13 protein-coding genes are annotated in these 13,280 nt (G+C 67.8%); 8 read left to right on the top strand and 5 right to left on the bottom strand.

Annotation, left to right across the window (positions count from 1 at the left end; all coding sequences use genetic code 11):
- Positions 1 to 6: 6 nt before the first annotated feature.
- The 4 genes from aceE to HYU53_17265 all read left to right on the top strand — a co-directional run bounded on the left by aceE (position 7) and on the right by HYU53_17265 (position 6,958).
- On the top strand, positions 7 to 2,682 hold the full coding sequence (gene aceE / locus HYU53_17280; protein MBI2222943.1) for a pyruvate dehydrogenase (acetyl-transferring), homodimeric type: 2,676 nt from the start codon (positions 7 to 9) through the stop codon (positions 2,680 to 2,682).
- Between the two features lie 9 nt (positions 2,683 to 2,691).
- Positions 2,692 to 4,065, top strand: coding sequence for a 2-oxo acid dehydrogenase subunit E2 (locus HYU53_17275; GenBank protein ID MBI2222942.1), 1,374 nt, complete (start codon positions 2,692 to 2,694; stop codon positions 4,063 to 4,065).
- Between the two features lie 75 nt (positions 4,066 to 4,140).
- Complete coding sequence (gene lpdA, locus HYU53_17270) at positions 4,141 to 5,568, top strand: dihydrolipoyl dehydrogenase (GenBank protein ID MBI2222941.1); 1,428 nt, start codon at positions 4,141 to 4,143, stop codon at positions 5,566 to 5,568.
- Positions 5,540 to 6,958: an aspartate aminotransferase family protein gene (locus tag HYU53_17265; protein ID MBI2222940.1), complete on the top strand. Its 1,419-nt coding sequence runs from the start codon at positions 5,540 to 5,542 to the stop codon at positions 6,956 to 6,958. The genes lpdA and HYU53_17265 overlap by 29 nt, the downstream gene beginning before the upstream one ends.
- On the opposite strand, the gene HYU53_17260 is transcribed toward HYU53_17265, so the two are convergent.
- Entirely contained in the window at positions 6,920 to 7,387 is a 468-nt protein-coding gene (locus tag HYU53_17260) for a MarR family transcriptional regulator (GenBank protein ID MBI2222939.1), read from the bottom strand. The two genes, HYU53_17265 and HYU53_17260, sit on opposite strands and share 39 nt — an antisense overlap.
- Positions 7,388 to 7,471: 84 nt before the next feature.
- Here HYU53_17260 and HYU53_17255 point away from each other — a divergent pair, with 84 nt between their 5' ends.
- Positions 7,472 to 7,924: a DoxX family protein gene (locus tag HYU53_17255; protein ID MBI2222938.1), complete on the top strand. Its 453-nt coding sequence runs from the start codon at positions 7,472 to 7,474 to the stop codon at positions 7,922 to 7,924.
- 3 nt (positions 7,925 to 7,927) lie between these two features.
- Here HYU53_17255 and HYU53_17250 read toward each other — a convergent pair whose 3' ends face one another.
- Both HYU53_17250 and lipA read right to left on the bottom strand, forming a co-directional pair.
- Positions 7,928 to 8,728: a uracil-DNA glycosylase gene (locus tag HYU53_17250; protein ID MBI2222937.1), complete on the bottom strand. Its 801-nt coding sequence runs from the start codon at positions 8,726 to 8,728 to the stop codon at positions 7,928 to 7,930.
- Positions 8,652 to 9,584, bottom strand: a complete 933-nt coding sequence (gene lipA, locus HYU53_17245; GenBank protein ID MBI2222936.1) for a lipoyl synthase — start codon at positions 9,582 to 9,584, stop codon at positions 8,652 to 8,654. The genes HYU53_17250 and lipA overlap by 77 nt, the downstream gene beginning before the upstream one ends.
- Before the next feature lie 24 nt (positions 9,585 to 9,608).
- Here lipA and HYU53_17240 point away from each other — a divergent pair, with 24 nt between their 5' ends.
- Entirely contained in the window at positions 9,609 to 10,310 is a 702-nt protein-coding gene (locus HYU53_17240; GenBank protein ID MBI2222935.1) for a metal-dependent hydrolase, read from the top strand.
- Positions 10,311 to 10,404: 94 nt separating this feature from the next.
- Here HYU53_17240 and HYU53_17235 read toward each other — a convergent pair whose 3' ends face one another.
- Both HYU53_17235 and HYU53_17230 read right to left on the bottom strand, forming a co-directional pair.
- Positions 10,405 to 10,629: a hypothetical protein gene (locus HYU53_17235; protein ID MBI2222934.1), complete on the bottom strand. Its 225-nt coding sequence runs from the start codon at positions 10,627 to 10,629 to the stop codon at positions 10,405 to 10,407.
- Positions 10,630 to 10,665: 36 nt separating this feature from the next.
- Positions 10,666 to 11,136: a CoA-binding protein gene (locus HYU53_17230; protein MBI2222933.1), complete on the bottom strand. Its 471-nt coding sequence runs from the start codon at positions 11,134 to 11,136 to the stop codon at positions 10,666 to 10,668.
- Between the two features lie 248 nt (positions 11,137 to 11,384).
- On the opposite strand from HYU53_17230, the gene HYU53_17225 reads away from it, so the two are divergent.
- Both HYU53_17225 and HYU53_17220 read left to right on the top strand, forming a co-directional pair.
- A complete protein-coding gene (locus HYU53_17225) occupies positions 11,385 to 12,083 on the top strand; it encodes a hypothetical protein (protein MBI2222932.1) in 699 nt (232 codons plus the stop codon).
- Between the two features lie 319 nt (positions 12,084 to 12,402).
- Positions 12,403 to 13,280, top strand: an 878-nt coding sequence (locus HYU53_17220; GenBank protein MBI2222931.1) for a PAS domain S-box protein, incomplete at its 3' end; no start/stop codon positions are given.

Genomic DNA, 13,280 nt, shown 5'->3' with positions numbered 1-13,280 from the left:
GCAGCAATGAAGCAGACTGCTCCGAACGACGATGCAGCGCTCGAGGCCCAGGAAACGCGCGAATGGCTCGAGTCGCTCGATTATGTGCTCCGCCAGGGGGACCGCGATCGGGTCATCCGCCTGTTTGAAGCGCTCGGCATCCGCATCCGCCAGTCCGGCTTCCGACTGCCGTTCTCGGCAACGACCCCCTACATCAACACCATTCCGGCCGACCAGCAGGTCTCGCTCCCGGGCAGCCAGGAGATCGAGCGCCGCATCAAGAGCCTCGTGCGGTGGAACGCGCTCGCGATGGTCATCCGGCAGAACCGGATCTCGGACGGCATCGGCGGCCACATTTCCACCTACGCCTCGGCGGCGACGCTCTACGAGGTGGGGTTCAACCATTTTTTCCGCGGCCGCACGAAGGATCACGACGGCGACATCATCTTCTTCCAGGGGCACGCCTCGCCCGGCATCTACGCGCGTGCGTTCCTCGAGGGGCGGATCAACCAGAAGCCGCTCCAGAACTTCCGCCGCGAGACGGCCGAGGGGGGCGGCCTCTCGTCGTACCCGCACCCGTGGCTGATGCCGGACTTCTGGCAGTTCCCCACGGTGTCGATGGGACTCGGGCCGATCATGGCGATCTACCAGGCGCGCTTCATGCGCTACCTGGAGGATCGCGGCCTGAAGCGGCCGGCCGACAACAAGGTGTGGGCGTTCCTCGGCGACGGCGAGACGGACGAGCCGGAAACGCTCGGCGCCATCACGCTCGCGTCGCGCGAGAAGCTCGACAACCTGATCTTCGTCGTCAACTGCAACCTGCAGCGGCTGGACGGGCCCGTGCGCGGCAACGGCCAGATCATCCAGGAGCTCGAGGCCGCGTTCCGCGGCGCGGGCTGGAACGTCATCAAGGTGATCTGGGGCAGCGACTGGGACCCGCTGTTCGCGAAGGACAAGGAAGGCGTCCTCGCCAGGCGGATGGGGGAGATCGTGGACGGCGAGTACCAGAAGTACGCGGTCGAGTCCGGCGCCTACACCCGCGAACATTTCTTCGGAAAGGACCCGCGGCTCGCCGAGCTGGTCAAAGGCATGTCCGATGATCAAATCAAGCGGCTGCGCCTCGGCGGCCACGATCCGCTCAAGGTCTACAACGCGTATCGCGCGGCCGTCACCCACAAGGGGCAGCCGACGGTGATCCTCGCGCGCACCATCAAGGGCTACGGCCTGGGCGAGGCGGGCGAGGGCAAGAACATCACCCACCAGCAGAAGAAGATGAACGACGAGGACCTGCGGTCGTTCCGCAGCCGCTTCGGCATTCCGATTTCAGACGAGCAGATCGCCGAAGCGCCGTTCTACCGGCCGCCGGATGACAGCCCCGAGCTGAAGTACATGCGGGAGCGCCGGAAGGCGCTCGGCGGCGCGGTACCGTGCCGGCAGACGCACTTCGTCCCGGTGACGACGCCGCTCGAGCCGCTCTTCGAGGAGTTCTACAAGGGCACCGAGGGGCGCAAGGCGTCCACCACGATGGTGTTCGTGCGGATGTTGTCGAAGCTCCTTCGTGACAAGGAGATCGGGGACCTGATCGTTCCGATCGTTCCTGACGAGGCGCGCACCTTCGGCATGGAGTCGCTCTTCCGCGCGGTCGGCATTTACTCGCACGCCGGCCAGACCTACGAGCCGGTCGACATGGACACGCTGCTCTACTACAAGGAAGCGAAAGACGGGCAGATCCTCGAGGAAGGCATCACGGAGGCCGGGTCGATGTCGTCGTTCATCGCGGCGGGCACCGCCTATGCGACCTACGGCATCAACACGATCCCCTTCTTCATCTACTACTCGATGTTCGGCTTCCAGCGGATTGGCGATCTGATCTGGGCGGCCGGCGACGCGCGCACGAAGGGCTTCCTGCTCGGCGGCACCGCCGGCCGCACGACGCTGGCGGGCGAAGGACTGCAGCACCAGGACGGTCACAGCCACGTGCTGTCGTCGCCGGTGCCCAACTGCCTCTCGTACGACCCGGCCTACGCCTACGAGATCGCCGTGATTATCGGCGACGGGATCCGGAGGATGTACAAGGAGGGCGAGAACGTCTTCTACTACATCACCGTCATGAACGAGCAGTACGAGATGCCGCGGATGCCGGACGGCGTGCGCGAGGGCATCCTGAAGGGGATGTACAAGTTCCGCGCGGCCGAGAACGGCGGCGCGACGCTGCGCGCGCAACTGCTCGGCAGCGGCGCCATCCTCAACGAGGTGATCGCGGCGCAGAAACTGCTCGAGAAGTACGATGTCGCCGCCGACGTGTGGAGCGTGACCAGCTACAACGAGCTGTCGCGCGAGGCGCACGACGTGGAGCGCTGGAACATGCTCCATCCGGCCGAGAAGCCGCGCCGGCCGTACGTGTCCGAGTGCCTGTCGGACACGCCCGGCGTGGTCGTGGCGGCGTCCGACTACATGAAGATCCTGCCCGACGCTCTCGCCCGCTGGATCGGCAGGCCGATGGTGACGCTCGGGACCGACGGGTTCGGACGGAGCGAGGACCGCGCGGGGCTGCGGAACTTCTTCGAAGTGGATGCGCGCTACGTCGCGGTCGCGGCCTTGTCGGCGCTCGCCCGGGGGGGCGAGGCGGACGCGAAGGTCGTCGCGAAGGCGATCAAGGATCTCGGCATCGATCCCGGCAAGAAGAACCCGCGGATCTCATAGGTGTGACGAGTGGCGACGGATTTCAACGTTCCTGAACTTGGCGAAAACATCACGGCGGGCGACGTCGTCCGCCTCCTCGTGAAGGCCGGCGACGCCATCGCGAAAGACCAGCCGGTGCTGGAGCTGGAGACGGACAAGGCCACCATTGAGGTCCCGTCCACCGTGGCGGGAACGATCACCGGGATCGCCGTCAAGCAGGGGGACAAGGTGAAGGTCGGGCAGTTGATCCTGCGCGTCGAGGAAGGCGCGCCGAAGCCCCCCGCAAAGGAAGCGGCGCCGAAGGCAGACGCGGCGCCGGCGCCGGCGGCCCAGCCCGTTTCCACAGCAGAAGGCGCCGAAGGCGCAGAAGCAGCGCCCCGGGCCACCACGCCGCAGCCGCAACAGTCCGAGGGGGCGCGGGAGCCGTCGCGCAAGGTCGTGGACATCTCGCGCGGCGCGCGCCAGCCCGCGGCGGCGGCAGCCGCCGTGGACGTTCCCGCGGACATCGCGCCGGTGCCGGCCGCGCCGTCGGTGCGGCGGATGGCGCGCGAGCTGGGTGTGGACATCCGGCGCGTCCAGGGATCCGGCCCCGCCGGGCGGATCAGCGAACAGGACGTCAAGGCGTTCGTGCGCGCTCGCCCGGCAGCCGGCGGCGCCGAACCGGCGCCGCTGCCCGATTTGGCGAAGTGGGGTGAGGTCGAGCGCAAGCCGATGAGCAATATTCGTCGCAAGACGGCGGAGCACCTCACCGCGGCCTGGGCCGCACCGCACGTCACGCAGCACGACCAGGCGGACATCACGGCGTTGGAGGACTTGCGGAAGCAGTACGCGCCGCGCGCCGAGGCCGCCGGCGGCAAGCTGACCATCACGGCCATCGCCGTCAAGGTGATCGCCGAAGCCATGAAGCGGTTTCCGCAGTTCAACGCGTCGATTGACCTGCCCAACGACCAGATCGTGTACCGCAGGTACATCAACGTGGGCGTGGCGGTCGACACCGAGCGAGGGTTGCTGGTGCCGGTCGTGCGCGACGCGGACCGGAAGACGATCGTGGAGCTGTCCGTGGAGGTCGCCGCCGCCGCGAAGAAGGCGCGCGACCGCAAGCTCGCGCCCGACGACATGGCGGGCGGCGGGATGAGCATCACGAACCTCGGGGGCATCGGCGGCACGTCGTTCACGCCCATCATCAACGCGCCGGAAGTGGCGATCCTCGGCCTGTCGCGCGCCGAGATGCGGCCCGTGTGGCGCCCGGCGGGCGCCGGCGGGACCGGCGGCTCGTTCGAGCCGCGGCTGATGCTGCCGCTGTCGCTGTCCTACGACCATCGCGTCATCGACGGCGCAGACGCCGCGCGGTTCCTGCGCTGGGTCTGCGAGGCGCTCGAGCAGCCGCTGCTGCTCGTGCTCTGACGCTTGCCGGGATTCAGGGTTGAGGGTTTGGTCCTGAGCCCTGAATCCTGAACCCTGAAGCCTGTGGATGCTCTCATGCCTTCTGATATCTCAGTCCAAGCCGTTGTCATCGGCGCTGGCCCCGGCGGGTACGCCGCGGCGTTCTACGCGGCGGACCTCGGGATGAGCGTCGCGCTCGTGGATCCGGATACGAACCCCGGCGGCGTCTGTCTCTATCGGGGATGCATCCCCTCGAAGGCGCTGCTGCACGCGGCGAAAGTCATCAGCGAGTCGCACGACGCCGGCGCGTTCGGCGTCACGTTCCCGGCACCGAAAATCGATCTCGACAAGCTCCGCTCCTGGAAAGACGCGGTCGTGGGCAAGCTCACCGGCGGGCTCGGCCAGATGACGAAGATGCGGAAGATCACGTACGTGCGGGGGTGGGCCGCATTTGCCGATGCGCGATCGCTCGACGTGAAGCTGGCCGCAGGGGGCGCGCAGAAGCTCGTGTTCGAGCACGCGATCATCGCCACAGGATCGCTTCCGTCGAAGATCCCGGGCCTTTCGACCGACAGCCCGCGGGTCATGGACTCCACCACGGCGCTGGAGCTGGCCGACGTCCCCGGGAAGCTGCTCGTGATCGGCGGCGGCTACATCGGCCTCGAGCTGGGCACGGTCTACGCCGCGCTCGGTTCCGACGTATCGGTCGTTGAAATGACCGACGGCCTGCTGCCGGGCGCGGACCGCGACCTCGTGGGCGTGCTGGCGCGCCGGGCGGAGAAGACGTTCAAGGCGGTGATGCTCAACACGAAGGTCACATCGCTCACCGACGACAAGAAGGGGATCAGGGTCACCCTGGAAGGCGAAGGCGTGACCGGCACGCCGCAGGTGTTCGACAAGGTGCTGATCTCGGTCGGCCGCCGGCCGAACGCGAAGATCGAGGGGCTCGATCGCACGCGCGTGAAGGTCACCGATCGCGGGTTCATCGAGACGGATGGCGCGCGGCGGACCGCGGAGCCGTCGATCTTCGCCATCGGCGACGTCGCGGGGGAGCCGATGCTCGCCCACAAGGCCTCGCACGAGGCGCGCACGGCCGTTGACGCGATTGCGGGGAAGAATGCGGCCTTCGAGCCGAACGCGATTCCCGCGGTCGTCTTCACCGACCCGGAGATCGCGTGGTGTGGCCTGACGGAGACCGAGGCACAGAAGCGCGGCATCAAGGTGGACGTGGCCCGCTTCCCGTGGGCCGCCATCGGCCGCGCCATCACGCTCGACCGCCCCGACGGCTCGACGAAGCTCGTGGTCGATCCCGACACGCGCCGCGTGCTCGGCGTCGGGATCGTCGGCGCCGGCGCGGGCGAGCTGATCTCCGAAGGGGTGCTCGCGATCGAGATGGGCGCGCTCGTCGATGATGTCGCGATGACGATTCACCCGCACCCCACGCTGTCCGAGACCGTGATGGAGGCCGCCGAGGTATTCTTCGGCCACAGCACCCATGTCTACCGGCCGAAGCGCAAGCCCTGACCCGTACGCGGCCCTCCTCACGCGGGCGCACGAACTCGCGTCCGCCTACATCTCCTCGTTGGCCGGACGGCCCGTTCGCGCGCGCGAGAGCGCCGACGCGCTCATCGCCCGCCTTGGCGGCCCGCTGCCTGAACGCTCGCAGGATCCGGCGGGCGTGATCGAGGCCCTGGCGCGCGACGCTGAGCCGGGGCTCGTCGCCACCGCCGGGCCGCGCTACTTCGGGTTCGTCATCGGTGGCAGCTATCCCGTGGCGGTGGCAGCCGACTGGCTGACGTCGGCGTGGGATCAGAACTCCGGCCTGCATATCGCCTCGCCTGCCGCGTCAGCCATCGAGGAAGTCGCACGGCAGTGGCTGATCGATCTCCTCGGCGTGCCGGCGCACGCGAGCATCGGGTTCGTGACGGGCGGGCACATGGCGAACACCACCGCGCTCGCCGCCGCGCGGCACGACGTGCTCGGCCGCGCAGGGTGGGACGTGGAGGCGGACGGGCTGCAGGGAGCGCCGCGCGTGACGGTCGTTGCGGGAGCGGAGGCGCACTCCTCGATTCCCGCTGCCTGCAGGTTGCTCGGGCTGGGCGCGTCCACCCTCGTGCGAGTGGATTCAGACGACCAGGGACGCATGCGAGCCGGCGCGCTGGTGGAGGCGCTGGCGCGCGTCGATGGCCCCGTAATCGTCTGCGCGCAGGCGGGCAACGTCAACACCGGCGCGTTCGACCCGCTCGAGCCGATCGCGCAGGCGACGCACGAGCGCGGCGGATGGCTCCACGTGGACGGCGCGTTCGGCCTGTGGGCGGCGGCCGTGCCGGCGCTGCGCCACCAGGTGTCCGGGCTCGAGCGCGCAGATTCCTGGGCCACCGACGCGCACAAGTGGCTGAACGTCCCCTACGACTGCGGCATCGTCATGACCGCGCACCCGAAGGCGCACGGCGCCGCGATGAGCCACACGGCCGCGTATCTGGTTTCTGCGGAAGGGCAGCAGCGGGATCCGCTGGACTGGGTGCCCGAGCTGTCGCGCAGGGGACGCGGGATTACCGTCTATGCGACGCTCAGGGCGCTGGGGCGGCGCGGCGTGCAGGAGCTTGTGACCCGGTGCTGCGCGCACGCCCGTTTCGCGGCGGACCGGCTGCGCCCCGAGCCGGGCGCCACCGTTCTGAATGATGTGGTGCTGAACCAGGTGCTGCTGCGCGTGGCCGATCGCGCGGGCGCGAACGTGACGCCCGCCGTGATTGCCGCCGTGCAGCAGGATGGCGTGTGCTGGCTCGGCGGCACGCAGTGGGCAGGCGAGCCGGCCATGCGCATCTCGGTATCGGGGTGGGCGACGACCGCCCGGGACATGGAACGGTCGGTGGACTCAATCCTTGCCGCGATTCGCCGCGTTCGCGAGGCCTAGCTTCCGGCAGAGCGCGCCGAGCTCCGCCTGCTCGTCGCGCGTCAGCGCGGCGAACGCGTCCACGATCCGCTGGACGTGGCCGGGGAAGATCCTGCGGATCAGGGCCCGTCCGTCCGGCGTCAGCTCGGCAAAGTACTGCCGCCGATCTTCCGTGCTGCGCACGCGCCTCACCAGGCCGCGCTTCTCCAGGTTATTCAAGACCATCGTCATGTTGGCGCCGCTGGTGAATTGCTTCGCCGCGACGGCGCGCTGGCACATCGGCCCGAGGTGATAGAGGACCTCGAGGACGCCGAACTGCGCCTCGGTGAGACCGCGATCGGCGATATCCCTGACCAGCCGCGCGTCAATTGCCCCGGCGGCACGCCGCAGCTTGATGTAGGCGTTCAGCGCGCTCACTTCCGGCGGCGTCCCTTTGTGATGTGTTCCCATGGAAATGTGATGCGGTGATTAGTTTGACATCTAATTATTAAATATGAAATTATTATAGCTCATTTTCTTCGAGGAGGTGCGCAGATGTTTCAGAAGCTCATCGCGACGCGCGAAGACCTGGTCGCGCTGGTGCTCCGGCTCACGCTCGGGATCGTGATATTCCCGCACGGGGCCCAGAAGGTGCTCGGCTGGTTCGGGGGATATGGGTTTGCCGGGACCATGGGTTATTTCCAGAGCCAGGGCATTCCATACGTCTTCGGCGTGCTCGCCATTGCCGCCGAGTTCCTCGGCAGCCTCGGGTTGATTGCCGGCCTGCTGACGCGCGTCGCCGCATTTGGGATTGCGAGCGTCATGGTTGTCGCGGTGGCGCTCTATCACGGCTCCGCCGGGTTCTTTATGAACTGGAACGGCACCGCGAAAGGCGAGGGGTTCGAGTACCACCTGCTCGCCATCGGCATTGCGCTGGCGCTGATGATCCGCGGCGGCGGGACGGCGTCGGCGGACGGGGCGCTCGCGGCGCACGTGCCTGAACCCTGAACCCTAGCTCCCCAGTTGCCGCCGCGCCCTCGCAAACACCTCGCGCAGCATGCGCTGCGTCAACCGTCCCGTATTCGTGTTCTGCCGGCTCGGGTGGAACGAGCCGATCACCGCGAGCTGCTGCGGCACCCGCACGAGTGCGCCGTGGGCGAACGCGGGGCGCGGGCGGAGGATGATGCCACGCCGGCGCGCGAGGAGGCGGAAGGTCGCATCCCACGCAATCCTGCCCAGCGCGACGATCACTTCGACGTTGGGCAGCGCGTCGAACTCCGCGTCCAGGTGGCGCTCGCAGCGGCCGATCTCCCGCGGCGTGGGCCTGTTGTCCGGCGGCGCGCAGCGCACGGTGGCGGCGATGAAGGCGTCCTGCAGCCGCAGCCCGTCGTCTTTGTGACGCGTGGTCGGTTGGTTGGCGAAGCCGTGGGCGTGCATCGCCTCCATCAGGAAGTCGCCGGAGCCCCCCGGCGCATCACCGGTGAACATGCGCCCCGTGCGGTTTGCGCCGTGCGCGGCGGGCGCCAGGCCGATGATGAGCAGCCGCGCCCCCGGGTCGCCGAACCCGGGGACGGGGCGCGCCCAGTAGTCGTCGTTCCTGTGCGCAGCGTTCTTGACGCGCCCGATGGTGATGCAGTACTCGCGCAGGCGCGCGCAGTCGTTGCAGGCGACGATCGCGGCATGGGCCCGCGCGAGCGCCGACTGCGGCGATGTCAACCCGACGGGCCGGCGACGGTCAGGAACGCTGCTCGTACGATTGCGCCTGTTCGTGCGCGTGATACGAGCTGCGGACGAGCGGACCGGATTCGACATGACCGAAGCCGAGATCGAGCGCGATCCGTTTCAGATCGGCGAACTCGCTGGGATGGTAGTAGCGCGCCATCGGGAGGTGCGCCAGCGAGGGGCGCAGATACTGCCCGATCGTCAGGATGCCGCAGCCGATGTGCGCCAGGTCGGCAATCGTGGCCACCACCTCGTCGAACTCCTCGCCGAGCCCCACCATGACGCCCGACTTGGTCGGCACCCCGGGCGCAAACCGCCGCGCGCGATCGAGCAGTTGCAGCGCGCGATCGTACCGCCCGCCCGGCCGCGCCGTCCGGTACAGGCGCGGGACCGTTTCGATGTTGTGGTTGAGCACGTCAGGGCGCGCGTCGAGAACCGTCTGGAGCGATGTGTCGTTCCCCTGGAAATCAGGGATCAGCACTTCGACGCGGCACTCGGGCCGCCGCGCGCGGATCTCGCGGATGACCCCGGCGAAGATCGACGCGCCGAAATCCGGCAGGTCATCGCGATCCACCGACGTGATGACGACGTACTCGAGCGCCATGGAGGCGACCGCCTCCGCGACCTTCACCGGCTCGCGGGGGTCCGCCGGGCCCGGCTTGCCGTGCACCACGTTGCAGTACCCGCACGAGCGCGTGCAGACGTCTCCGAGGATCATGAACGTGGCGGTGCCGTGGTGCCAGCACTCGCCGATGTTCGGGCAGTTCGCCTCTTCGCAGACCGTATGCAGCCCGAGGTCGCGCATGAGTCCCTTGAGCCGCATGTAGTTCTGCGAGCCGGGGGCGCGCACCTTCAGCCATTCGGGCTTGGGCTGCCGCGCCGCTTCCTCGAGACGGCGGCGCGCGTGCCGCCCGCGGATGAAGGTCACCGGAGCGCTGTCGGACATCCGTGGAAATTATACAATGCGCCGATGAAGTCCCTTTCCATCACCTGGCTCGGGCATTCGACGTTCATCCTCACCTCCCCCGGGGGCAAACGCATCGTCACCGACCCGTGGCTCGACGGAAACCCCGCGTGCCCCGCGTCGATGAAGAAGATCGACAAGGCCGACCTCATTCTCCTGTCACACGGGCATTTCGACCACGTGGGTGACGTGGTGCCTGTCGCGCGCGCGACCGGTGCGACCGTTGTGGGCATCTTCGAGCTGTGCGCGTGGCTCGAGGCGAAGGGCGTGAAGCACACGAGCCCGATGAATATCGGCGGCACGCAGCGCATCGGCGACATCGCCATCTCGATGACCACCGCGCTGCACAGCAGCGGCGCCGTCGAAGACGGCAAGCCCATCTACCTTGGCGAGCCGGCGGGCTTCGTGATCACGTTCGAGGACGGCCTGCGCGCGTACTTCGCGGGGGACACGGCGCTCTTCGGCGACATGAAATTCGTGAAGGACCTCTACGCGCCGGCGATCGCGTTCCTCCCGATTGGCGACCATTTCACCATGGGCCCGGATGCGGCCGCGCGCGCCTGCGAATTGCTCGGCGTCAAGCAGGTGGTGCCCATGCATTGGGGCACCTTCCCGCTGCTCACCGGCACACCGGCCCGGCTCCGCGAGCTGGTGGGGCCCATGGGGATCGAGGTGCTGGACCTCAAGCCGGGAGACACGGCCGCGTAAACTGGAAGGAGGAGTCCAGTGTTCGAAGCCTTGGTCAGAATGGGTGTCGTCGTGGTCTTCGCGGGTGCGAGCGCAGCGCACGCCGGTGCGCAGGTCATTGCGAGCGAACAGGCTTTGGCAGATCGAACTCCAGCGTCTTCCACACCAGCGTGTTGTGCACCTTCAGCCGGTGCCGTCCGGGCTCGAGCTCCCAGGTCATCGTGTGCCCAAAGAGGAGGTCGGCGAGCTTCGTGCCGTCCACGGAGACGACGAGGTGCCGCTCGCCGAAGTCTTCCTTCGATGTGCGGCTCACGGTGATGCGTGCGGGCGCGCGGGTCATGTTCAGAGGCTGCCACCTGCGGTCGGCGCTCGTGCGCTATCGCGGCAGCGTGCCGAACAGGCGCCGCACGAACCTGTGACCGCGATGGATCCAGTGCTCCGTCCCGGCAAACATCAGGATGCACTCGCCGGCGACAACGTTGATGCCGGCGTCCTCGCAGGCGTCAATCGCCGGCTGCGATTCGGCCCCCTGCTGCAGCCAGACCCGGCGAATGCCAGCCGCGGCCGCCTCGCGCACGACCTGCAGCGACTGCTCCCGCGGTGCGATGATCACCGCGCCGTCCACCGGCCCGGGCAGGTTGAGCAGGCTGCGGTAGCAGCGTTCCCCCTCGACGGTCTCGGCGCCGGGATTCACCGGTACCAGGGTGTACCCCTTCGTTCGCAGTTCGCGATACGCGAAGTTCGCGAACTTCTTTCCGCTGCGCGAGACGCCAACGACGGCGAGGGTGCGCTGGGAGACGAAGTCGCGGATGGCAGCGGCGGAGGCGTGGCGCAGACGGGGGTGCATAGAACGACCTCGTGGTCCCCCCGCACGCCATGATACTGCGGGCGCGGGTTCTGGGTCCGGAGGTGCGCCAGCAGCGCGGCAGTGGCGCGCGCAATTCATCGGCGAGCTTCCAGGTGTCCAGGTCGGTGTAGTGGTGTACCATACCGCCTGCTGAGCACGGCGCATGCCGGGCACCCGGAACCGTGAACCGAACCCAGAACGCAGAACCTAGCGCCCTGAACCCAGCACCGCGTGGCAGATTCCGCGATTTGCGGGAGCTCGCCGAACTCGGGCGCATCCGCGACCGCAACACCGCGACCTATCGTGTGCTTCACTGGCCGATCTGGATCTGGGTGTTCTTCATCACGCCAGGTCCGCTGACCTTCGATCTGTTCGAGCGAGGGTTCGACCGGCGGATGGCGCTCTGGCTGGGCGCGGTGCTGCTCTTCACCGGTATCGCGGCGCTGCGCGGACGGCTCCCGGGCGTCGAGCGCGCGCCGTACATCATTCGCTTCACCGAGGACAAGCCGAACCCGCCGTACCGGCGCATCTGCTACACGTTCGCGTGGAGCGCCGTGATCACGTTCGCCGTGCTGAACGTCTCGGGCCTCGTGTGGGCGATCGCGACGGGGCAGTGGCGGCTGCGCCAGATGTACGACGTCGGGTACTTTCCAATCGCCGGGACGATCTGGCTCCTGGGGGCCGCTGGATGGCTGCCGCGCGTCAAGCCGTCCACGAAGAACGAAGGGCACGAGCGGCGGTTCTTCTACGGCAGCGTCTGGGCGGCGTGCCTCGCGCAGCCGGTCCTCTGGCAGATGTGGGTCTTCCTGCCGCGCCGCCGCGCGGCCGACGTGCTCAACCTCGCGGTGTTCCTGGGCATCTGCGCGTGGGTGGCGTGGCTCTCGTCGCGCGGCATGCTCCCGCGCACCCGGAAGGTGAGACCCGGCGAGCTGGCGGTCTCCGATTAGGCACGAGGCACAAGGCACGGGGCCGCAGCAGGGCTGTTTCGGTGGGATTCGTCGAAGCACTTGGCGGCCTTGTCATAACCTCTTGCAAACTGCGGCAGCTGACGGCATAGTTGGCCCGCTGCCGGGAGCAGGACGGCGTCCTTCAGGAACGCTGTCGAGAGCACCGGCTCAGGTCGTCCGATTCGGTTGGTAGCGTCGCCCCGGAAGCCCGATCGAAGTTGCCGCGACGACGTCGGGAACGCCGAAAGCCGGCTGCGACATCCCGCTGCGTGATACATGCACTCGGTTTGAGCAGCGCGGACGTCGAGGAGGAGTTGCCTTGGATCTCACGACGGACGCCTCATCGGCTCCGCGGGCAGGGTCCGGTCACGCCTCATTAGATCTGTTCGCCCCCCCACAAGGCGCAGGAGAGTTCGACCAGCGCTATTTTATTCGGCAGCTCGCGGAGGACGCTGGCGAAGTGATCTTCGTCAGCGATGTGGGCTGCGACGGTGCTTCCACATCTTGGTACGTGAACCGAGCCTACGAGAAGATCTGGGGCCGGACGCGTAAGTCCTTCTATGAGCATCCCGACTCCTGGCTGGATGCGGTGATCCCGGAGGAGCACGAACGAGTTGCCGCGGCGTGGCAGCGATCCACGGTGGAACCGCTCGACGAGCAGTTCCACATCAGAACGCCCGCCGGGATGACGCATGTCGTCCACATGCGCGTGTTCTCGATCAAGGGGCGCGCGGGTGAAATCTACCGGACCGTCGCCATGGCAGAGGGGGACTGGAATCCAGATCCGGTCGACATGAAATGGGCGGCAAACGAGCGGCGTTGGAGCCAGATGGTGGATGCGGCTCAAGAAGGGATCTGCGTCATCGACGAACAGTGGCGCTACGCCTTCGTCAATGCCGCAATGGCGAAGCTCGTCGGGTGCACGTCGCGTGAAATCATCGGGCGGCACATGCTCAGCTTCGTCGCGGAGTTCGTTGACAAGGAAGATCAGGCCGTTGTCCTGGAGCAGATGTATCGACGAGAGCACGGACTCGTCGTCGAGTACGATCTGAGGCTCCGAAGCCGGGACGGCAGCCTGGTGTGGACGATCGTGAACTCAACGCCGCTGGTTGAGCCGGGAGGCCGATTCAGCGGTGCGCTATCCACCATCACAAACGTGACCAGGCGCATGCTGGCTGAGCAGGCGTTGGAGCTCGC

Source organism: Acidobacteriota bacterium (assembly GCA_016184105.1).
Taxonomy (GTDB): domain Bacteria; phylum Acidobacteriota; class Vicinamibacteria; order Vicinamibacterales; family 2-12-FULL-66-21; genus JACPDI01.
Note: the sequence above shows the minus strand (reverse complement) of the source record. Positions and strands in the feature narration are given on the sequence as shown.